This is a genomic window from Streptomyces sp. NPDC019937 (assembly GCF_040631655.1).
Classification (GTDB): Bacteria; Actinomycetota; Actinomycetes; order Streptomycetales; family Streptomycetaceae; genus Streptomyces.
This window is the reverse complement of record NZ_JBEYAL010000020.1, coordinates 81,086-101,203: the sequence shown is the minus strand read 5'-3', so window position 1 is coordinate 101,203 and position 20,118 is coordinate 81,086. Positions and strand designations below refer to the sequence as shown.

15 protein-coding genes and 1 tRNA gene are annotated in these 20,118 nt (G+C 73.4%); 9 read left to right on the top strand and 7 right to left on the bottom strand.

What is annotated here, in order from left to right:
* The first annotated feature begins 122 nt into the window (after positions 1-122).
* Positions 123-677 carry a MarR family transcriptional regulator gene (locus tag ABZ562_RS21335; protein WP_361481815.1) on the top strand — a complete coding sequence of 185 codons (555 nt, stop codon included), beginning with the start codon at positions 123-125 and terminating at the stop codon, positions 675-677.
* A 111-nt stretch (positions 678-788) separates the two neighbouring features.
* On the opposite strand, the gene ABZ562_RS21330 is transcribed toward ABZ562_RS21335, so the two are convergent.
* Positions 789-864 (bottom strand) — tRNA-Arg (locus tag ABZ562_RS21330).
* A gap of 383 nt (positions 865-1,247) precedes the next feature.
* Between ABZ562_RS21330 and ABZ562_RS21325 the strand changes: the two genes are divergently transcribed.
* From ABZ562_RS21325 to ABZ562_RS21295, 7 genes are all read left to right on the top strand, one after another.
* Positions 1,248-2,864, top strand: a complete 1,617-nt coding sequence (locus ABZ562_RS21325) for a dynamin family protein (RefSeq protein WP_361481909.1) — start codon at positions 1,248-1,250, stop codon at positions 2,862-2,864.
* Positions 2,861-4,960, top strand: a complete 2,100-nt coding sequence (locus tag ABZ562_RS21320; protein WP_361481812.1) for a GTPase — start codon at positions 2,861-2,863, stop codon at positions 4,958-4,960. Before ABZ562_RS21325 ends, ABZ562_RS21320 begins: the two co-directional genes overlap by 4 nt.
* 187 nt (positions 4,961-5,147) lie before the next feature.
* Complete coding sequence (locus tag ABZ562_RS21315) at positions 5,148-5,600, top strand: single-stranded DNA-binding protein (protein ID WP_361481809.1); 453 nt, start codon at positions 5,148-5,150, stop codon at positions 5,598-5,600.
* Between the two features lie 207 nt (positions 5,601-5,807).
* Positions 5,808-7,229 (top strand): Cys-Gln thioester bond-forming surface protein, encoded by a 1,422-nt coding sequence (locus ABZ562_RS21310; protein WP_361481806.1) that lies wholly within the window; start codon positions 5,808-5,810, stop codon positions 7,227-7,229.
* A 240-nt stretch (positions 7,230-7,469) separates the two neighbouring features.
* Positions 7,470-9,134 carry an energy-dependent translational throttle protein EttA gene (gene ettA, locus ABZ562_RS21305; RefSeq protein WP_361481803.1) on the top strand — a complete coding sequence of 555 codons (1,665 nt, stop codon included), beginning with the start codon at positions 7,470-7,472 and terminating at the stop codon, positions 9,132-9,134.
* A 4-nt stretch (positions 9,135-9,138) separates the two neighbouring features.
* A complete protein-coding gene (locus ABZ562_RS21300; protein WP_361481801.1) occupies positions 9,139-9,612 on the top strand; it encodes a thioesterase family protein in 474 nt (157 codons plus the stop codon).
* Positions 9,609-10,406: a hypothetical protein gene (locus tag ABZ562_RS21295; RefSeq protein WP_361481798.1), complete on the top strand. Its 798-nt coding sequence runs from the start codon at positions 9,609-9,611 to the stop codon at positions 10,404-10,406. Before ABZ562_RS21300 ends, ABZ562_RS21295 begins: the two co-directional genes overlap by 4 nt.
* A gap of 52 nt (positions 10,407-10,458) precedes the next feature.
* Here the strand turns inward: ABZ562_RS21295 and ABZ562_RS21290 are convergent, their stop codons facing one another.
* A complete protein-coding gene (locus ABZ562_RS21290; RefSeq protein WP_055552793.1) occupies positions 10,459-10,863 on the bottom strand; it encodes a globin in 405 nt (134 codons plus the stop codon).
* A 105-nt stretch (positions 10,864-10,968) separates the two neighbouring features.
* Here ABZ562_RS21290 and ABZ562_RS21285 point away from each other — a divergent pair, with 105 nt between their 5' ends.
* Positions 10,969-12,012: a methyltransferase domain-containing protein gene (locus ABZ562_RS21285; RefSeq protein ID WP_361481795.1), complete on the top strand. Its 1,044-nt coding sequence runs from the start codon at positions 10,969-10,971 to the stop codon at positions 12,010-12,012.
* 111 nt (positions 12,013-12,123) lie between these two features.
* Here the strand turns inward: ABZ562_RS21285 and ABZ562_RS21280 are convergent, their stop codons facing one another.
* From ABZ562_RS21280 to ABZ562_RS21260, 5 genes are all read right to left on the bottom strand, one after another.
* On the bottom strand, positions 12,124-13,359 hold the full coding sequence (locus ABZ562_RS21280; protein ID WP_361481792.1) for an FHA domain-containing protein: 1,236 nt from the start codon (positions 13,357-13,359) through the stop codon (positions 12,124-12,126).
* 60 nt (positions 13,360-13,419) lie between these two features.
* Positions 13,420-14,778 carry a VWA domain-containing protein gene (locus ABZ562_RS21275; protein WP_361481789.1) on the bottom strand — a complete coding sequence of 453 codons (1,359 nt, stop codon included), beginning with the start codon at positions 14,776-14,778 and terminating at the stop codon, positions 13,420-13,422.
* Between the two features lie 139 nt (positions 14,779-14,917).
* Positions 14,918-16,219 (bottom strand): PP2C family serine/threonine-protein phosphatase, encoded by a 1,302-nt coding sequence (locus ABZ562_RS21270; RefSeq protein WP_361481786.1) that lies wholly within the window; start codon positions 16,217-16,219, stop codon positions 14,918-14,920.
* A 3-nt stretch (positions 16,220-16,222) separates the two neighbouring features.
* The gene (locus tag ABZ562_RS21265) at positions 16,223-18,706 is read right to left on the bottom strand and encodes a tetratricopeptide repeat protein (protein ID WP_361481783.1); all 2,484 of its coding nucleotides are present in this window, start codon (positions 18,704-18,706) and stop codon (positions 16,223-16,225) included.
* Positions 18,699-20,042 carry a hypothetical protein gene (locus tag ABZ562_RS21260; RefSeq protein WP_361481780.1) on the bottom strand — a complete coding sequence of 448 codons (1,344 nt, stop codon included), beginning with the start codon at positions 20,040-20,042 and terminating at the stop codon, positions 18,699-18,701. Before ABZ562_RS21260 ends, ABZ562_RS21265 begins: the two co-directional genes overlap by 8 nt.
* Positions 20,043-20,118: the final 76 nt, after the last annotated feature.

The window sequence follows — 20,118 nt, the reverse complement described above, 5'->3', positions numbered from 1 at the left end:
CTGGAAGTGACCACCGTTTGCGTACCCAGAGCTGTCTAACAGCCACTGACCGTAGAAAGTAGGCTCGGTTCATGTCAAATAGTTCGATGTTGAACTCGCCCCGAAGAGGCGGGACCGGAGAGGTGAACGAGCAACGCGACAATGTCCCCGGGCAGGCCCCTGAGCAGGGCGAAGACGCCCTCGACCGCATCCTTCAGCAGTGGGCGGAATGCCGCCCCGAGCTGGACGCGTGGTCCATGGGGATGATGGGGCGGCTCTTCCGGGCGGCCCGGCTGGTCGAGCGGGGTGTGGTGGGGTACCTGGCCGAGGAGGGCATGGAGCGCTGGGAATTCGACGTCCTGGCCACCCTGCGCCGCAGTGGCCCGCCGTACGCGCTGTCCCCGAAAGCCCTGGCGGCGACCATGATGATCAAGCCTCCGGCGCTGACCCATCGGGTCGACCGGCTGGTGGAGCGCGGCCTGGTCGACCGCGAACTCGACCCCACCAACCGGCGCCGCATGGTGATTTCACTCACCCCGGAGGGGTTCGAACTGCTGGACAGCGCGGTGGAGGGGCATGTCCTCAACGGAGAACGCCTGTTCAGCGCCCTGGACCGGGGGGAACAGGAGCAGCTGTCGCACCTGATGCGCAAGCTGCTGCTCTCCCTCGGCGACGCGGCTCCCCCGCGGGCCGACTAGGGGGTGTCGTGTGAACTCCGGGGACACTCGGCAGCGCGTCACATTTCGCGAGGAGTTCACGTCGGCCCGGGGCTCCGGGCCGGGCGGTGCGGCCCGCTGGCGGTGAGCCAGTGGCGCCCCCGGCAGGACTCGAACCTGCGGCCAAGCGCTTAGAAGGCGCCTGCTCTATCCACTGAGCTACGGGGGCCGGTGGTGGGCCTGGAACTGCTGAGCCCCCGGGTGCCGACGGGCCCGCGGTGCGGCCGTGGTGCCGGTGGCCGGGCGCGGCGGATCCGTGACCTTGCCGGGGACAAGGATAGGGCTCCCTGCGCCTCGCCCCGGTTGCTTCACCTCCGTGGCACGTTGTGGAGGTTCGGTGAAGCGGTCCGATAATCGCAGGCAGGTACGAAACTTGCATCGTTTTTCACGCCTCAAACGGCGGGTGTTGTCTACTCGTTATGCCTGAGCCCCGTCCGTCACGTCCGCCTCGTGTCCGATCTGGGGTGATCCGGGTGGGTCTCTTCGACGCACACGAATGACCATACGCTTCAAAAAGACATCAAAACCGGGCATTCTTCGCATGTGGCGATCTTGGACGTACGGCCCCGGCTGCTCGACGCGCTGACCGCACTGCGCGACCGCGTTGACGCCGCACGGTTTCCGCTCCCCCTTCCCGGCGCCGACCGCGCTCGCCGCAGCCGTGCCGAGTTGCTCGCTCAACTGGACGACTACCTCGTGCCCCGGTTGCGTGCCCCCGAAGCACCCCTGCTGGCAGTGATCGGGGGATCGACCGGAGCCGGGAAGTCCACTCTGGTCAATTCGCTGGTCGGACGACGGGTGACGGAGGCCGGCGTGCTCCGGCCCACGACCCGTACACCGGTGCTGGTGTGCCACCCCGACGATCACTCCTGGTTCGCCGGGAAACGGGTGCTGCCCCAGCTCACCAGGGTATGGGTGCCGGCCCAGGGCGACCGGGCGGAGGGCCCGTACGACGAGGAGGAACGGGCCCGGGAGGGCGAGGGGCCCGCCGCGCTGCGGATCGAGACCGACCCGGGGCTCGCCCGGGGGCTCGCGCTGCTCGACGCGCCCGACATCGACTCGCTCGTCGCCCGCAACCGCGATCTGGCCGCCGAGCTGATCTGCGCCGCCGACATCTGGGTGCTGGTCACCACGGCCACCCGCTACGCCGACGCCGTCCCCTGGCATCTGCTGCGGACCGCGAAGGAGTACGACGTGACACTTGTCACCGTGCTCGACCGGGTGCCGCACCAGGTCGCCGCCGAGGTCTCCCGGCAGTACGCCGCGCTCCTCGACGAGGCCGGGCTCGGCGACGTCCCCCGCTTCACCATCCCCGAGCTACCCGAGTCGGCGGGCGGCGGCAGCGGCCTGCTCCCGGCCACCGCCGTCGCCGCGCTGCGCGACTGGCTCACCCGGCACGCCCAGGACCCGCAGGCGCGTACCGTCGCCGCCGCCCGCACCGCGGCCGGTGTCCTTGCCTCCCTCCAGTCCCGGATGCCCGCGCTGGCCGGTGCGGCGGCGGCCCAGCACGCCGCGGCGGTGCGGCTGGTCCAGCGGGTCGAGGGCGCGTACACGGAGGCGGCCGAACGGGTGCGGCGGGAGATCGACGCGGGCGCGGCGCTCGCGGGCAGCGCGCTCACCCACTGGTACGGCCAGCCGCACGACAGCACCCCCGGTGAACTTCTCACGGCGCTCACCGACTCCCTCGCCACCCTGCTGCGCAGCGCGGCGGCCGCCGCCGACGAGCGCGTCGCCGAGGCGGGGAAACGGGACCCCGCCGCACGGACCGGGCTCGCCCCGGCCGACGCGCGAGCCGCCGGGGAACGGATCGGCGTGGCCGTACGGCGCTGGCGGCGCTGCGTCGAGGAACTGGCCGAGGAGGAGACCCGCGCCCACGTCCCCGACGATGGCGGAACCGGTGCGTCCGACGAGGTCGCCGCCCTGCTGGTGGCCTCCCTGCTGGGCGGACGCCGGGCCCGTAAGGCGGGCGAGAAGCTCGCCGAGGCGCTGGGCGCCCACCGCGCGCTGCGGCTGGGTGACCGCGGCGGACGGCTGCTCGACGGCTGTGTCACGCGCGCCCTGGAGACGGAGCGCGACCGGCGGCTCGCGCCCCTCGACGCCCTCGACGCGACCCCGGACCACCAGGTCCAGCTGATCGCCGCGCTGTCCCTACTGCAGAAGGAGAGGTGACCGAGGTGACGGCCACTGCTGCCGGTCTCGACGGCGGGGATGGGGGCGGGCGCGGGGACGACGCGGGCCCGGAGGACGCGGTGCGGGCGCGACAGACCTGGGACGACGGGCTGATCGCCCGGCGCGCCGGGCGCCGCACCGCCCGCCGCGCCCCGCGCGCCCCCCGGGAGGCGCCCGGCCCGGAGACGGCCCGGACCGCTGCGGGATACGAGCCGCAGGAGCTGGAGGGGCCGCACGAGCCGTACGGGACCGGTGAGGCATATGGGGCTGGTGAGGCGTATGGGGCCGGCGAGCCGTCGTACGACTCCTACGGCTCCCAGGGCTCCGGCGACACCTATAAGACGTACGAGGCCTACGAGACGTACGCGTCGTTCGAGCGGCCCTTCGGGCCCGGCGCCCGCAACTTCGCCGCGGGCAGCCTGCGGCCGCGCCTCGACGCCCTGCGCCAGCTCGTCGGGCTGTCCCGCACCCGGCTGGACGGGCGCACCCTCGCCGGGGCCGGGCGGGTCCTGGACGAGGCCGCCGCGCGTGGACGGCATCCGCTCGGGCACACCGTCGTCGCCCTCGCCGGAGCGACCGGAAGCGGTAAGTCGACACTCTTCAACGCGCTCGCCGGGGCGCCGCTCTCGGAGGCCGGGATCCGCCGGCCGACCACCGCCGCGCCGCTCTCCTGCGCCTGGACCGACCACGCCGACGGGCTGCTGGACCGGCTCGGCATCCCGCACGCGGACCGCCGCCGCCCGGCGTATCCGTACGATCCCGCGCTGCGCGGCCTGGTCCTGCTCGACCTGCCCGACCACGACTCGGCCGCCCCGGGGCACCGGGACCGGGTGGACCGGCTGCTGGGGCTGGTCGACGCGGTGGTGTGGGTGGTGGATCCCGAGAAGTACGCGGACGCGGTGCTGCACGAACGCTATCTGCGGCCGCTCGCCGGGTACGCCGAGGTGACCTTCGTCGTCCTCAACCAGGTGGACCGGCTGCCGGGCGACGCCGCCGACCAGGTGCTGGACGATCTGCGGCGGCTGCTGGACGAGGACGGGCTGGCGCTCGGCGAGCACGGGGAGCCGGGCGCGGCGGTGCTCGCCCTGTCCGCGCTCACCGGGGAGGGCGTCGGGGAACTGCGGGAGATGCTGGGCGGGCTCGCGGCCGAATGCGGCGCGGCGGAGCGACGGCTGGCGGCGGACGTGGACGGCACGACGGCGCGGCTGCGGCCGCAGTACGTGGCGGACGGGGCACCGGCCGGGTTCACCGCCCGGGCGCGGGCGGAGTTCGAGGACCGGCTGGCGGAGGCGGCGGGCGCGGCGGCGGCCGGACAGGCCGCGGAGCGGGCCTGGCTGCGGGACGCGCGGTGGACGTGCGGCACGCCGTGGGGGCGGCTGGTGCGGGGCCGCAGGCCGGCCGGTGGGCGGGCGGAGGGGACGTGGGGTTCGGCGGACCCGGAGAGTGCGGCGGGATCGGCGTCCTCGGCGGGGGCCGGGCGGTCGGGGGCGCGGCGGGGTGGCAGCCGGTGGGCGGAGGACGAGCGGGAGGTCCCGGGAGCGCGGGCGAAGGCGGCTGCGATGGAAGCGGTCACGGCCCGGCCCGCGGTGGAGGAGGCCGTGCGCACGCTCGCCGACGAGGCCACGTCCGGGCTTCCCGGACCCTGGGCCCAGGCGGTGCGGGAGGCGGCGGGCTGGGGCGGCCGGGGGCTGCCGGAGGCGGTGGACGAGGCGGTGGCGGCCGCGCGGCGCGGACAGCGACTGACACGGCCCGCGTGGTGGTCGGTGGTGGCGGCGACGCAGGTGGTGCTGCTGGTGCTCCAGGTGGTGGGGGTGGTCTGGCTGGTGGGGGCCGTGGCGGGGCTGTCCGGCGGGCCGCGGTGGTGGGCGCCCGCGGCGCTGGTGGCGGGCGGCGCCCTGGCCGGGACGGGGCTGGCGTGGGCGTGCGGGCTGGCGGCGCGGGGACCCGCGCGGCGGTACGGCCGGGCGGCGGAGGCGCGGCTGCGGGACGCGGCGGTGGGCTGCGGACGGGCGCGGGTGCTGGGGCCGGTGGGGGCGGAGCTGGCGCGGTACCGGGAGGTGCGGGCGCAGTACGTGATCGCGGCGGGGGAGGGATGAGGTGAGGCGGCCCCGCCGTCCGGCCGCGGTTCACCGGAACGGCGGTTCACCGGAACGAGGGAGCGGGTTGTCCACAGCCCGGGGGTTGTGCACAGGGCCCGGCGAGGGCCGGGGATCGCGGGCAGCATGGGGGTCAGCGGTCCGGTGGGCCGCCGGGGGAGAGCGGGAGACCGGGGGGGAGCAGGGCATGAACGAGACCTGGACGACGGTGGTGGGGAACGCCGCGACGCGGCCGGATTTCTGGGAGACGGCGGCCGGGGTCGCGGTGGCCCGGTTCCGGCTGGCGGCGACGGTGCGCCGCTGGGACCGGAAGACCGAGGGGTGGGTGGACGCGTATACGAGCTTCTACACGGTCTGGGCCTGGCGGACCCTCGCGGCGAATCTGGCCGCCTCGGTGTCGCTCGGCGAACCGCTGCTGGTCCACGGCACCTTGCGGGTGCGTGAGCGGGAGAAGGACCGGGAGCGGGAGAAGGCGCAGCCGGGCGCGGTGGAGGGGGAGAGCGGCCCCAAGCGGTGGATCACCGCGGAGATCGACGCGGTGGCGGTCGGGCACGATCTCACGCGCGGCACCTCCGCCTTCCGGCGGGTTTCCCAGGCCAAACCCCTCGTGAGCACACCGACCGGGACAACATCGCCGTGACCAGGGGCGATTTATCGATAAACCCAGGTCATGCGGGGTCTGTGGGGGAGATAACAATTCCGATTCGGATCGGTTGGGGTCAGGTCCAATGGGGGAGCGTGCGGCTTTTCGCTCCCTAGGATCCCTGAGTGCCCAACGGGGGTTACTGAGTTTTGAGTTCGCTGGCGAGGCGCACCAACTGACTGGCGCTCGCCCGGAGGGGAAACCATGCTTTCTGTGAAGAGGCGGGGTGCCGCCCGCCTTGCGGCCGCCGTTCTGGTGTCAGGGCTGGTCGCCGTGGGTGCGATGGCCGGTGCCGGGCCCGCCGCCGCGGACGACGTGCCTTCGGGAAACGGTGGAGCCACCGCCACGCTGAGCGGCCTCAAGACCTTCGACAGGGCGGTCATTCACGACAAGGGTGACCAGGAAGTCGGCGCCGGTCTTTTCGAGATGGCGGTCGACAATGGCGGCAGTATTCAGACGTACTGCATCGATCTGCACAACCCGACGCAGAGCAAGGCGAAGTACGAAGAGAAGTCCTGGAGTCAGACCTCGCTGGCGAACAACCGCGAAGCGGGCAAAATCAACTGGATTCTGCAGAACTCCTACCCCCAGGTGAACGACCTCGCCGAACTCGCCTCGAAGGCGGGCTCCGGTGCCCTCACCGAGAAGACCGCGGCCGCCGGTACACAGGTCGCCATCTGGCGCTTCTCCGACCGGGCGAAGGTCGACGCGGTCGACCCGGCGGCCGAGAAGCTCGCCGATTACCTGGAGAGGAGCGCGCGGAACCTGGCCGAGCCCAAGGCCTCGCTGAGCCTCGACCCGCCGGCCGTCTCCGGTAAGGCCGGTGAGCTGCTGGGGCCGGTCACGGTCCGCACCAACGCCGAAAGCGTCACCCTCGCCCCGGGCACCGAGGCCGCCGGTTCCGGCGTCAGGCTCGTCGACAAGAGCGGCAAGACGATCACCAGCGCCGCCAACGGCGGCGAGGTCTATGTCGACGTGCCGGCCGACGCGGCCGACGGCTCCGCCTCGCTGACCGCCCAGGCCGCCACGAAGGTTCCGGTCGGCCGCGCGTTCTCCAGTGACACCAAGAGCCAGACCCAGATACTCGCCGGTTCCAGCGAGAGCACCGTCTCCGCCTCGGCCAGCGCCCACTGGGCGGAGAAGGGCGCGGTCCCGGCCGTCACCGCCGAGAAGAACTGCGCCGAGGGCGCCGTGGACGTCACGGCGGCCAACAAGGGCGACGAGGCGTTCACCTTCACGCTGCTGAACCAGAAGTACACGGTCGAGGCCGGTCAGTCGAAGACCGTGAGCGTCCCGGTGAACGAGGACCGCAGCTACGAGTTCGGCGTCCAGGGGCCGAACGGGTTCAGCAAGACCTTCTCCGGCGTCCTCGACTGCAAGATCGCGGGCAGCGACAGCGACGTCCCCTCCACCAAGGCGGGTCCGGCGTCGGCCGGCGGTGCCGGCGGCGGCGAGATCGTCAGCGGTGACACCACCGCCGTCGACGCCACCGATGGCGGTGACCTCGCCGAGACCGGCAGCAGCAGCTCCACCCCGCTGATCGCGGGCATCGCCATCGCCCTCGTCGTGGCCGGCGGCGGCGCGATCCTCTTCGTCCGCAAGAAGAACGCTTCCTCGGGCGAGTGACCGCCCGGCGTCGGTGACGCCGAACGACGGACGGTGAGGAAGGGCCGGACCCGGAAAGCAGGGTTCCGGCCCTTCCTGCCGGGGCGGCCGCCCCGGACGGCGGAACTATGGGTTTCCGCCTCGGGGCCGCCGTACGGCAAGATGGGGTGGGGTGTCTCTGCCCTGGACGCGGCGGAGCCCGCATGCACCCATGCGGCGCGGCCGCACATCGATACCTACCAGATTGCCGGACGGTTTCTCTTGGCTGAGTTCATCTACACCATGCGCAAGGCGCGCAAAGCGCACGGCGACAAGGTGATCCTCGACGACGTCACGCTGAGCTTCCTGCCCGGCGCGAAGATCGGTGTCGTGGGTCCCAACGGCGCCGGTAAGTCGACGGTGCTGAAGATCATGGCCGGGTTGGAGCAGCCGTCCAACGGCGACGCCTTCCTCTCGCCGGGTTACAGCGTCGGCATCCTGCTGCAGGAGCCCCCGCTGGACGAGTCCAAGACCGTGCTGGAGAACGTCCAGGACGGCGTGGCGGAGACCAAGGGCAAGCTCGACCGCTTCAACGAGATCGCCGAGCAGATGGCGACCGACTACAGCGACGCGCTGCTCGAGGAGATGGGCAAGCTCCAGGAGGAGCTGGACCACGCCAACGCGTGGGACATGGACGCCCAGCTGGAGCAGGCCATGGACGCCCTCGGCTGCCCGCCCGGCGACTCGCCGGTCACCACCCTCTCCGGTGGTGAGAAGCGCCGGGTCGCGCTCTGCAAGCTGCTGCTGGAGGCCCCCGACCTGCTGCTCCTCGACGAGCCCACCAACCACCTGGACGCCGAGTCGGTCCAGTGGCTGGAGCAGCACCTCGCCAAGTACGCGGGCACCGTCGTGGCCATCACCCACGACCGGTACTTCCTGGACAACGTCGCCGAGTGGATCCTCGAGCTCGACCGCGGCCGCGCCATCGGCTACGAGGGCAACTACTCCACGTACCTGGAGAAGAAGCAGGCCCGCCTCAAGGTCGAGGGGCAGAAGGACGCCAAGCGCCAGAAGCGCCTCAAGGAAGAGCTGGAGTGGGTCCGCTCCAACGCCAAGGGCCGCCAGGCGAAGTCCAAGTCCCGGCTGACCCGCTACGAGGAGATGGCCGCCGAGGCCGAGAAGACCCGGAAGCTGGACTTCGAGGAGATCCAGATCCCGCCGGGCCCGCGCCTGGGCAACGTCGTGGTCGAGGTGGAGAACCTCTCCAAGGCGTTCGGTGAGAAGGTCCTCATCGACGACCTCTCGTTCACCCTGCCGCGCAACGGCATCGTCGGCGTCATCGGCCCCAACGGCGCCGGCAAGACCACGCTCTTCAAGATGATCCAGGGCCTGGAGACCGCGGACGCGGGCAAGATCAAGGTCGGCGACACCGTCAAGATCTCCTACGTCGACCAGAGCCGCGCCAACATCGACCCCAAGAAGACGCTGTGGGCGGTCGTCTCCGACGAGCTCGACTACATCAACGTCGGCCAGGTCGAGATGCCGTCCCGCGCCTACGTCTCCGCCTTCGGCTTCAAGGGCCCGGACCAGCAGAAGCCCGCCGGGGTGCTCTCCGGCGGTGAGCGCAACCGCCTCAACCTCGCGCTCACCCTCAAGCAGGGCGGCAACCTGCTGCTCCTCGACGAGCCGACCAACGACCTCGACGTCGAGACCCTGTCCTCCCTGGAGAACGCGCTGCTGGACTTCCCCGGCTGCGCCGTGGTCGTCTCCCACGACCGCTGGTTCCTCGACCGCGTCGCCACCCACATCCTGGCGTACGAGGGCAACTCCAAGTGGTTCTGGTTCGAGGGCAACTTCGAGTCGTACGAGAAGAACAAGATCGAGCGGCTCGGCCCGGACGCCGCCCGTCCGCACCGCGCCACCTACAAGAAGCTCACCCGGGGCTGAGGGAATGGCCCGGCACATCTACTCCTGCCCCCTGCGCTGGTCCGACATGGACGCGTTCGGCCACGTCAACAACGTGGTCTTCCTCCGCTATCTGGAGGAGGCGCGCGTCGACTTCATGTGGCGGCTGGCGCCGGGGAACGGAAGTGACGCGTTCACCGGCGGGGTGGTCGTGGCCCGGCACGAGATCGACTATCTGAAGCCCCTCGTCCACCGGCACGCGCCGGTGACCATCGAGACCTGGGCGACGGAGATCCGCGCCTCCTACATCACCCTCCGCTACGAGATCAAGGACGAGGAGACCGTGTACGTGCGGGCCGCCACCCGCATCGTCCCCTTCGACCTCGCGGCGGGCAGGCCGCGGCGGGTCACCTCCGAGGAGGAGAGCTTCCTGACCGACTACCTGGAGCCCGAGCCCGGCACCCGGCAAGCGGCCAGGAAGGCACCCGGGAAGTCCGCCGAGGGGGCCGTCAGGGTATGACGGCCTTCCGGCACGAACTGCACTTCGCCGACGCAGGGGAGGCGGCCGATCTCGCCGCCTTCCTGGCCCGGCTGATCCACTACGACCGCGCCGCGGCGGTGCGGCTGCAGGCGGGCGGCGGGGTGCTGGCCGTCTTCGGCCGGCCGCCGTCCTTCGAGGTGCTGGCCATCCGTACGGCACGGCTGGAAGCCGTCGTCACCGCGGGCGCCACGGACGCCGGGACCCCCGGCGGGCCGGGGGCGCTGGACACCACCGTCTCGGCCGGTCAGTTCGCCGACGCGCTGGACGCGGCGGCCTCCGGCCGGACCGCACCGGGCGCGTCCGGTGGGCTCACCGTCGCCGTGCCCGACGCCGTCACCGGCCCGCCCTGGGCCGGGCTGCTGCCGCCGCGCGGCGGCTGGCGCCGGGTCCCCGGGCTGCCCGGCGCGGACGAGGCGCGCAGGGCGGTCGCGGCCGCGGTCGCCGAATTCCGGGCCCGCGACGAGGCGCTTCCCGAGGAGCGCCGTACGCGCGCGGAGCGCGACCGCATCGGCCACGAGATCTGGTCCCGCACCCTCGGGGACACCGGGCTGCCGCTGCGCGCCGTGCACGCCGCCCAGTCGCTGGGCTTCCTGCGCCCCGCGCGGGCGGGCGCGGCCGCCGCCACCGGCTCCCGCGGTGCCACCGCCCTCGCCCCGGCGGACGAGCCGCCGGCCCTGCTCGCCGCGGGCGGCTGGCTGCGGCTGCGCACCCCGTACGGCTCGATCGCGGTGCGCACGTCGGGGCTGCTCGGGCTGTCGGTGACGCCCGCCTAGAACCGGCCGCTTCTGTCGGAGGGCCTGTCCGGCGGGCGTCCGGGGTGCGCTCTCAGCCCTCCGTGTTGATCATGGAGGCGGCCGCGTAGGTGAGGTAGTTCCACAGCTGGCGCTCCAGGTCGGGCGCCAGCTCCAGCTCGTCCACCGCGTCCCGCATATGGCGCAGCCAGGCGTCATGGGCCGCCCGGTTCACGGTGAACGGCGCGTGGCGCATGCGCAGCCGCGGATGGCCGCGGTTGTCGCTGTAGGTGCGGGGCCCGCCCCAGTACTGCATGAGGAAGAGCACCAGCCGCTCCTCCGCCGGGCCCAGATCGTCCTCGGGGTACATCGGCCGGAGCAGCGGGTCCTCCGCGACCCCCTGGTAGAAGCGTCGAACCAGGCGCCGGAAGGTCTGCTCGCCGCCGACCAACTCGTAGAAGGTCTGCTCCTGAAGTGTGCCGCGCGGAATGTCTTTCACGCCTCCATGCTCTCAGACCGTCCGGCCCGGGTAAGGGGGCGTGGGGCATGCCCTGCCCGGCGGCCGGAGGTCGCGGGCCGGGAGCGGGCGCAGGACAGTGGAGGCATGGGCGGCGCGGGCGTGACGGAGACCGGCGGCGGGCGCGGATGTACGGGCGACGGGCCCGATCCGTACGCCGAGGCGGCCGCCGTGGCGCGGGCCGGGCTCGTCCGGGAGATCACGGCGGGCGGCGGGCTGACCGACCCGCGGTGGCGGGGGGCGTTCGAGGCGGTGCCGCGCCATCTTTTCGTGCCGTATTACTACGAAGCGGGCGTGGCGGGCGGCAAGGGCGGGGCGGGGCTCACCACGCGGCTGTGGCGGGACGACCGGAACCCGCTGCGCCGGGCCCGCTGGCTGGCCGGGGCGTACGCCGACGCGCCGCTCGCCACGCGGGTGCGCGACGGCGAGCTGATCTCCTCCAGCAGCCAGCCGTCCCTGATGGCGCGGATGCTCGAGGCGCTGCGGGTGCGCGACGGGGACCGGGTGCTGGAGATCGGCGCGGGCAGCGGTTACAACGCGGCGCTGCTCGCCCATCGGCTCGGCGACGGCAGGGTGACGACCGTCGATCTCGACCCGGAGATCACCGAGGCCGCCCGCAGACACCTTGCCGCGGCCGGGTTCCGCCCGGCGGTCGTCACCGGTGACGGGGCGCGCGGCTGTCTCGCCCGCGCCCCCTACGACCGGATCATCGCGACGTGCGCGGTGCCGTCCGTACCGCCCGCGTGGCTCGAACAGTGCCGCCCCGGGGCGCTGATGCTGATGCCGCTGGCCACCGGGCTGGTGCTGTTGCGGGTGCGCGGCGCCCGGCACGCGGAGGGACGCTTTCTGACCACGCCCGCCTACTTCGTCCCACTGCGCGGCAGCGGGACGCCGGGTCCGGTGTCCGCGCACGGGCTGCCGTCGTGGCCGCTGCTGGACGAGTCGTTCCGCTTCCTGCTGCACGTGGCCGCGGGCCGGCTGGAGCCGGTCGAGGTGCTGGCGCTGTGGGAGCACGAGGGCCGGCCGGGGCGCGAGCGCTACGGGGTGACGGTGCGGGGCGAGCGGCAGTGGGCCTGGCTGGACGACGCGGAGGGCCCGTACGCCTGGCCGCTGGGCGCGGAGCGCACCTGACAGAGCCCGGCCAACCGGGATCGGGCCGGGGCGCAGCGCCCCGGCCCGGGTACAGCTCTATCGGGTGTCTTGTGGATCAGGCGGGAGCCCGGCATGATCCACAGACACCTCCTAGCCGCGGCGGACGGTGATCGTCGTCCAGGCGCCGACGTGCACGCGGTCGCCCTCCTGGAGCGGGATCGGGACGTACGGCTGGATCGGCTCCTCGCCGCCGTTGATCGTCGTGCCGTTCGTCGAGTCCTGGTCGACGACCGCCCAGCCGCCGTCCGGCTGCTGGACGAGGACCGCGTGCTGGTGCGAGACGCCCGGGTCCTCGGGCGCGCGCCCGAGGTCGATGTCGGGGGCCTCGCCCGTGCTGTGGCGGCGGCGGCCGATGGTGATCTGCTGGCGGCCGCTGAGCGGCAGCTGCTGCTCGGGGGAGTACGCCGGGAGGTTCAGCCCGGCGGCCTCCGGGCCGCTGCGGTTCATCATCGCCATGAAGTAGTCACGGTCCGGCGCGACGACCGCGACCCAGTTCGCGGGCCCGGCCGGGGGCGGGGGCGTGTGCCCTCCGCCCTGGCCGTACGGACCGGGCGGCGGGGGCGTGCCGGGGCCCTGGTACGCCTCGTTGCCGTAGGACGGGGCCGGGGGAGCCGGCGGCTGCGGCGCCTGGGGATAGCCGTAGCCGTAACCCTGCTGCTGCTGCGGCTGCGGCGGGGCCGGAGCCGGTGGCGGCGGAGCGGCGCCCGCGGACGCCTGCGGCGGCGCCAGCGGCCAGTCGTCCTCCGCGGCGCCGAAGGCCGGGCCGGAGGGCTGGTTCGGGTCCGACGGGGACAGCGGCTCGGCCGGGCGGTTGATCTGGGACGGGCGCGAGGCCTGGTAGTCGCCGCCGTGCGTCTGGGGCGGCGGCTGCTGACCGTGCGGCGGCAGTGGCTGTCCGGGCGACGGCGGACCCTGCGGCGGCTGCCCGTGCGGCTGCGGCGGCCCGGGCGGCGGCGGGAAGCCGCCCTGTCCGGGGGGCGGCGGAGCGTACGAGGTGGGCTGCTGCGTCAGGAAGTTGTAGCGGCACTCCTCGCAGAACGGCGCCTGCGCCTCACGCGGCGTACGGCACTGCGGGCACACCTCCGGCTGGTAGGCGGCGTCCGGCTGCGGCGGGGCCGGGTAGCCGTACCCGCCCGGGGGCGTGCCGGGCGGGGGCGGCGGGCCGCCCGGGGCCGGGTAGCCATAGCCGCCGGGGCCGCCCGGCATCGGAGGGGGCGGAGGCGGCGGGACGGGACCGGAGGGCATGGGTGTCCCCGACATCCGGTGGCCACACACCTCGCACCAGTCGTCGGCCGCCGATTGGTGGCCGTTAGGGCAAGTCGGCATGTCGGTGATCCCCCTCTTGTGCCGTTCTTGGCATTTCTGCCGTAACGCGATCTTTTCCTGCTACTTCTTGACGCGAACCGTCTTGGTTGAGCGAGTTTCGAGTGTCATCTCGTCTGCCTCCGCGACCTTCGCTTTCAGTCGCACAGTACCTGTCGCCGCATCGACGACGTCCACCACCTTCGCAAGCAGTTTCGCCGTGTCCGTGTTCCCCGAGGTGTTCGCCAGCTGTACGGCCCTTCCCAGCTTGGCGGTCGCTCCCTCGACATCGCCGGACTTGCGCGCATCCATGCCCTGTTGGATGACCTGTGCCAGTTCGGCCTGACCCGTATAGTGCGCGACCTGCGGATTCATCGAGGTGGAGGCGGTCATGTCGGCCGTCCACACGGCCCGGACGAGCCCCTGGGTCAGCGGGGGCGGCGGGCTCTGGCCATCCGGCTGCGGCAGGACGAGGGAGACCCGGGCCGCGAGCATTTCCTGGCCGATTTCCGCCACCGGAACCCGCAGGGACACGTGGTAATCGCGGGATTCGTCCCCCCATGACCCCGTCGGGTAGTCACCGGAGCGCGGTCCGGCCTCGGCGCGCCGCCCGGTCAGATCCTCGACCGCGGGTGCGACCTGTTTCACATACAGCACCTCGGCGCCCGCCGGGGTCCACAGCCGCAGATGGACGTCCGCGACCTCCTTCCGCATGGCCGTCTCCATCATGCGCGTGAAGTCCGCGGACAGTTCGACCGGATTCGCCACGATATCGGCCGTCCCGAGCAGGGCGGAGGCGATCCCGGTGACCTCCTTGACCTCCCAGTCCGTGCCGACCCCGCGGGCGTCACAGGTGAAGCGGCCCGCGCAGGCGTCGAGCGCGGCCCGCAGCGCCTCCGGCTTCTCGTGCTCGTTGCGGCCGTCGGTGAGCAGGATGCCGTGCCGGATCGAGACATCGGCGGCGCCCAGCAGCCGGTCGGCGAGCCTCAGCCAGGTGCCGATCGCCGTGCCGCCGCCCGTGCGGAGCCCGCGCACCGCGTCCTTGGCCTCGGCGCGGGTGACCGGATCAGCGGTCGCCAGCTGCCCGTTGCCCGGAAAGACCTCGACCGCCTTGTGGGTGCCCGCGATCACGGCGAAGGCGACCCCGTCGCGCACCGTGTCGATGGCGGCGGCGGTCGCCTCCCGGGCGTGCCGCATCTTCGTCGGCGGATAGTCCATGGAGCCGGAGCAGTCCAACATGATCACCACGGCCGCGCCGCCGCCCCCGGCGTACCCGCCCGGGGCGGCGACGGGAGCGGGGATCGGCATCCCTCCGGTCGTCCCGCCGCCGGTCGAGGTGACCGTGACGATCGCGTTGACCTCACGGCCTCCCTCCGGGAGGTACTCGTTCTGGTAGACGTCGACCGAGAACCGCGGCGCGTGGGACTTGGAGAAATTGGCCATCTGATCCGCTCCTTGGCGCTCCACAGGGACGTTCGGGCACATCGCGTCGTGCCGCGAGAGCGTGGGCGAGTGATGGCGCGCGGCTACCGCCCCCGGGCCGGAGCCCGTCCCCCTCGGGCCGTCAGGCGGATCCTGCCCCTCACGGCGCGGCGGGGAACGGCACCACGGCCACTGTTACGTTGTCGTGGCCCCCGCCGTTGAGGGCGTGGCCCACCAGAACCCGCGCGCTCTGCAGCGGCCGGGCCCGGGCGTCCGGCGGCACCGCGCGGGCCATCTCCTCCGCCGATTCGGCGTAGTTCCACAGCCCGTCGGTGCACACCACCACGACCCCCGGCCGGTCGGGCTTGAACGAGGCGGCGTGCGGCTCCAGTTCATAGGCGTCCGCTCCGAGCCAGCCGGTGATGGCGTGCGCCCGCTCGTCCGCGTACGCCTCGGCCTCCGACATCAGTCCCGCCGCCACCATCTGGGCCGCCCACGAGTCGTCCTCGGTGAGCCGGGAGGGCTGGGTCGTACGGTCGTCGGGCACCCAGTAGACGCGGCTGTCGCCGATCCAGCCGACGGTGAGCAGGTCGCCGGTGACGACGGCGCTGACGATGGTGCAGGCTGGAGCGTTCTGATGGCGCTGCTGGGGCTCCTCGTGCGGGACCGGCGCGCCGGTCTCCACGGCGAGCGCTGTGACCGCGTCGGCGGCGGCCACGATCGCCTCGCTCATGGCCTGCCGGGGGTGGGCGCCGCGGGGGAGCGAGGTGAGCAGCGACACCTCCGCCGCGTGGGCGGCCGCGGCTGACGCGTCGTCGGGGCGGGTGGCCGAGGAGACCCCGTCGCAGACCACCGCGACGACGGCCGGTGAGCCGTCCTGGAGCGCCACCGTGGCCACGGAGAACGCGTCCTCGTTGCGGTGGTGGCGCAGCCCGCGGTCACTGGCCGCGGCGACGCCCGCCAACTCCCGCTCCATATGGTCGCGCTCACGCGCTTGCGCGTGCCCGCAGTGCTCGCAGTATCCGTCCCTGTCGATGGTGCCCTCCTGGCACGCGGCGCACCGGGGGCGGCTGTCGCCGCCGGGCAGCCGGGGGTCAGCCCCGGTGCCGGTGCCCGCGCTCGTTGCCGTGCCTGTGCCTGTGCCTGTGCTGGTGCCTGTGCTGGTGCTGGTGTGCGTCCGAGTGTGCGGGTGCGGGCCGGCGGACGCGCCGGCGGGGGTGGTCGGCTGCGCGCCGGGCGTCGCGGGGCCCGGCGGTGTCGGGGCGTCGAGGGCCGCCGCGGCCCGCGGATCGGCCACCGGCACCGGGGCCGCCAGCCGGTAGTCCTCCGGCTCCTGCCGCGCGGACGGCACGGCCGCCGACACTTCGGCCCCGCACCCGCCACAGTAGTTGTCTCCCGCCTCCAGCGGCTCTGCACAGGTCGGGCAGGCTGACAGCTGGGGCAGCTGCGGCATCTGCGACATCGATCACACCCACGTCCTGGGGCGGTAGCGGTTGGCCCGCTCCACCAGTTCGATCCTCTCCTCGCCGCGCTGCGCGAGCCTGGCGAGTACCCGGTACGAGCGCTCGAGTCCGAATCGCAGCCCGCGCTCGTCCAGGCTGCTGCCGAGCAGCGGCGGCCGGGTCCGGCCCGGCGGCGCGCCGCTGCTGCCGGACAGTACCCAATCCAGCGCACTGCCCAGGACTTCCGTGCACAGCCGCTCGCGCCGCACCGCGTCGAGGCCGAACTCTCCCAGCCGCTCCACCTGGAGGGCGGCCGCCGTCAGATCGGCCAGCAGCGCCTCCCGCGCGGCGCGCTGGCGCAGCCGGGCCCGCACCGCGGCGACCCGGGCCGCCGTGTAGTGGATCGAGGACTCCGGGACGGACTCCAGCACCCGCACCGCGTCCGCCCGGTCCCCGGAGCACAGCCGCACCCGGGCCAGCCCGAAGGCGGCGCTCACGAAGCTCGGATCGGTCGCCCACACGAGCCGGTAGTACTCCGCCGCGTTGTCCAGCTGGCCCAGCACCTCGGCGCAGACGCCGAGCGCCAGCTTCGCCGCGGGCTCCCCGGGGAACGCGTCGTAGACGGCGTCGAACGACAGCGCGGCCGTCTCGTGGTCACCGATGGCCAGCGCGTGCACCCCCCGGTACCAGACGATCCGCCAGTCGTCGCGGTACGCGGCCTCCAGAGCGGTCAGCGCGACACCCGCCTCATGGGTCTGCCCCAGCTCCAGCAGGGCACGCACCCCGCGCAGCCGCAGCTCGGGGGAGTCGAAGGGCGCGGTGTGCAGCGCCGCTCCGACCTCGGCGGGCGGCGCGGACAGCAGCCCGGCCAGGAACCCGGCGTTGGGATCGGACGGATCCACCAGCGGCACGGGCAGGGCGAGCGCGGTCGCCCGGGTGTCCAGCGGTGCGATCGCGGGCAGCGCCAGGACCGGTGGGCCCTGCGCCGGTACGGGGCCGCTCGGCGGCGCGCCCCGGCCCGCCGCCCGCCCGCCCAGCAGGGACGGGTCCTGGCCCTGCTCGGCGAACAGCACCGTGTCCACCACGCGGGTCTCCGGCCCGAAGAGAGTCGACAGCGCTGGCCGGGGCCGCCCGGTCTGCAGCGCCACGGCCTCCCGCAGCACACCGGTCAGCTGGTCGGCCATCTCCCGCGCGGAGGAGAACCGGCGCCCCGGGTCGGGGTCGGTGGCCCGCACCAGGAGCCGGTAGAAGGACTCGTACCGCCGGAAGACCTCGATGTGCTCGGGGTCCGGGAGGCTGTCCACGAAGACGTTCGTATAGCCCTGGAAGTCGAAGGTGAGCACCGCGAGCGTGCGCGCCACCGTGTACAGGTCGGAGGCGACCGAGGGGCCCTGCTCCGCGACCTCCGGGGCCTGGTAGCCGACCGTGCCGTAGATGGCGCTGTCCACGTCGTCCATCCGCCGGACCGCGCCCATGTCGATGAGCTTGAGCTGGTCCTGCTGCTGTATGGCGTTGTCGACCTTGAAGTCGCAGTAGAGCAGATTGCGGCTGTGCAGATGGCCCAGGGCCTCCAGCGCCTCGATCCCGTACGCGCACGCCTGCTCGACCGGCAGCGGATCGCGCCTGCCGTCCGGGGCACGCCGCTCGTTGGCGATGTCCTTGAGGGACTTGCCGCCGACGTACTCCATGACGATGTAACCGTCGAGACTGCCCGTGTTCTGGTCCAGGTGCTCGACGAAGTTGTAGATCCGGACGATGTTGGAGTGCTCGATCTCGGCGAGGAAGCGGCGCTCGGAGACGGCGGCCGCCAGCGCCTCCTCGTCGCCGGTGTCCAGCAGGCCCTTGAGCACCACCCAGCGGTCCGACACCGCGCGGTCGATGGCCAGATAGATCCAGCCGAGCCCGCCGTGCGCCAGACAGCCCGCCACTTCGTACTGCCCGTGCACGATGTCGCCGGGGCCGAGCTTCGGCACGAAGGAGTAGGGGTGACCGCACTTGGTACAGAAGCCCTCGGTGCGGCCCGGCCGGTCGCCGCGGGCGCGGCCCACCGGCGCCCCGCAGTCGCCCCGGCTGCAAAAGCGCTTCCGCTCCGGCACCTCGGGGTTGGCCAGCACCGCCGAACGCGGATCGGGGCGCGGCACTCCGGGGACGCTGACCAGACCCGCGCCCAGCGCGTTCCGCCCCGAGGCGGACGAGGAGGGGCCGGAGCCGCGCACCGAGACCGAACGCGAGGAGCGCCCTGAGACGGAGCGGGACAGCCGCCCGGACACCGAGCGCCGGGACGACGAGGACCGCGACGGCCGGGACGCGCCCGAGGAGCGGGACGACGAGGAGCCACGGCCCCCGCCGCCCCCGCCGCCCGCGACGCCGGTGGGCGGCGAACTCACCATGCCCCGCGGGGAGACCACCGGGGCCATCCCACAGATGTCGCAGTACAGCTCGCCGCCGCCCACGTCCTCGTACGACCCGCCGCACTCGCGCCGCTGGCAGGTGACGATGTCACTCATAGCGCTCCCCCTCGCCGCCGTGATCGGCGGTGCTGCGATCGGCGGGGTCCTGCTGCCGGGGCGCGAACGCCTCGGCGGCCGCCCGCTGATAGCGCAGGACCGCCTGCTCGGCGGCGCGCAGATCGCACGGGGCGCTCCACAGCATCCGGCGCGCCATGTCATACCGCTCCACCAGCAGCGGATCCTCCGCCATACCGTGCCGGTCGACCTTCGCCTTGTACGCGTCCAGCCGGCCGCGCAGCTCTGCGCGGACCGCGAGTGGCGCCGTCACCGCCGTCAACGACTCGCGGGCGCGCAGCAGTTCGTCGTCGGCGCGCTGCTCCAGGCTGTCCAGCAGCGGGGAGAGCCGGTGCCACTGGGAGCGGCGGCGGTAGTCGGCGGCCGCGACCAGCTGCTCGTGCAGCGCGGTCGGCGGGCCGCTGACCGCGGGCACCTCGGACGCCGCGATCTTCGCCAGCACCTCACCGCGCGCCTGCCGGGCCTCCGCGAGGGTGCGATCGGCGCGGGAGAGCACATCGCGCAGCCGCATCAGACGCCGCTCGGCGTCCTGCCGGACGTCCAGGACGGCCTCGATCTCGCGCCGCACGTCGTCCAGGGCGCGGGCGGCGCGGTCGTAGCGGACGGTGTCGGGGCTGCCGCCGCCGGGCGCCGAACTTCCGGCGGCCGGTTTCCAGAAGGCGAGCGGATCGGAGACCACCTCGGCGCGCAGCGCGGTCAGCTCGGCGGTGATCTGCTCCAGATCGTCGCCCGAGGGGTGCTCCCCGGGCCGCACCCCGACCGAGTGGGCGAGCGAACGAGTGCGGTGCAGCTCGGCGGAGAGCATGTCGATCCGGGCGGGCAACGCGGACCACACGGCGTCGGCCGTGACGATGACGTCCAGCGCCTCGGCATACCAGCGGTTCATCCGGTCGGTCAGCTGCTCCAGGCTCAACTGCTCGCTGAGCAGCGGCGTGCCGGTGAGCGTGGCGGTGCTGGGCAGGGTGATACCGGGGCCGCGCAGCAGCTCGGTCAGCTCGGCCAGCTCGCCAGGGGTGGACCAGCGGTGCCGGGAGCGCACCTCGCGGGCCCGCTGGAGGGCGTCCGTGTAGGCGTCGAAATAGCTCCACAGCAGGGAGATGGCCTGTTCGGTGGTGGCCCATCGGTCCTTGGTGACGCCGGTCAGCTCGGCGCCCTCGAGCAGCCTTCTGCCCGCGTGGTCCTGGAGGGCGAGCAGCGACGTCTCGATCGCCTCGTGCTCGGCGCCGAGCCTCGCCAGCGCACGGTCCACCTCTTCGCGGCCCATGGCCGGCCCCTCGGGTGTCCCCGTGGAGCCGGGGAAGGGTCCCGGGACCCCCATCGATCACCTCTCCGAGTCCGTGTCCGTATCCGTCAGGCGTGATCCGTCTGCTGCCGACATCCCTACGCGTGGGGAC

Bases quoted from the DNA above. Each gene is read 5' to 3' on its own strand.
- ABZ562_RS21300 (WP_361481801.1), top strand. From the start codon at position 9,139: ATGGCCCGGCACATCTACTCCTGCCCCCTGCGCTGGTCCGACATGGAC.
- ABZ562_RS21310 (WP_361481806.1), top strand. From the start codon at position 5,808: ATGCTTTCTGTGAAGAGGCGGGGTGCCGCCCGCCTTGCGGCCGCCGTT.
- ABZ562_RS21265 (WP_361481783.1), bottom strand. From the start codon at position 18,706: ATGAGTGACATCGTCACCTGCCAGCGGCGCGAGTGCGGCGGGTCGTAC.
- ABZ562_RS21260 (WP_361481780.1), bottom strand. From the start codon at position 20,042: ATGGGGGTCCCGGGACCCTTCCCCGGCTCCACGGGGACACCCGAGGGG.
- ABZ562_RS21270 (WP_361481786.1), bottom strand. From the start codon at position 16,219: ATGTCGCAGATGCCGCAGCTGCCCCAGCTGTCAGCCTGCCCGACCTGT.
- ABZ562_RS21275 (WP_361481789.1), bottom strand. From the start codon at position 14,778: ATGGCCAATTTCTCCAAGTCCCACGCGCCGCGGTTCTCGGTCGACGTC.
- ABZ562_RS21295 (WP_361481798.1), top strand. From the start codon at position 9,609: ATGACGGCCTTCCGGCACGAACTGCACTTCGCCGACGCAGGGGAGGCG.
- ABZ562_RS21315 (WP_361481809.1), top strand. From the start codon at position 5,148: ATGAACGAGACCTGGACGACGGTGGTGGGGAACGCCGCGACGCGGCCG.
- ABZ562_RS21285 (WP_361481795.1), top strand. From the start codon at position 10,969: ATGGGCGGCGCGGGCGTGACGGAGACCGGCGGCGGGCGCGGATGTACG.
- ABZ562_RS21280 (WP_361481792.1), bottom strand. From the start codon at position 13,359: ATGCCGACTTGCCCTAACGGCCACCAATCGGCGGCCGACGACTGGTGC.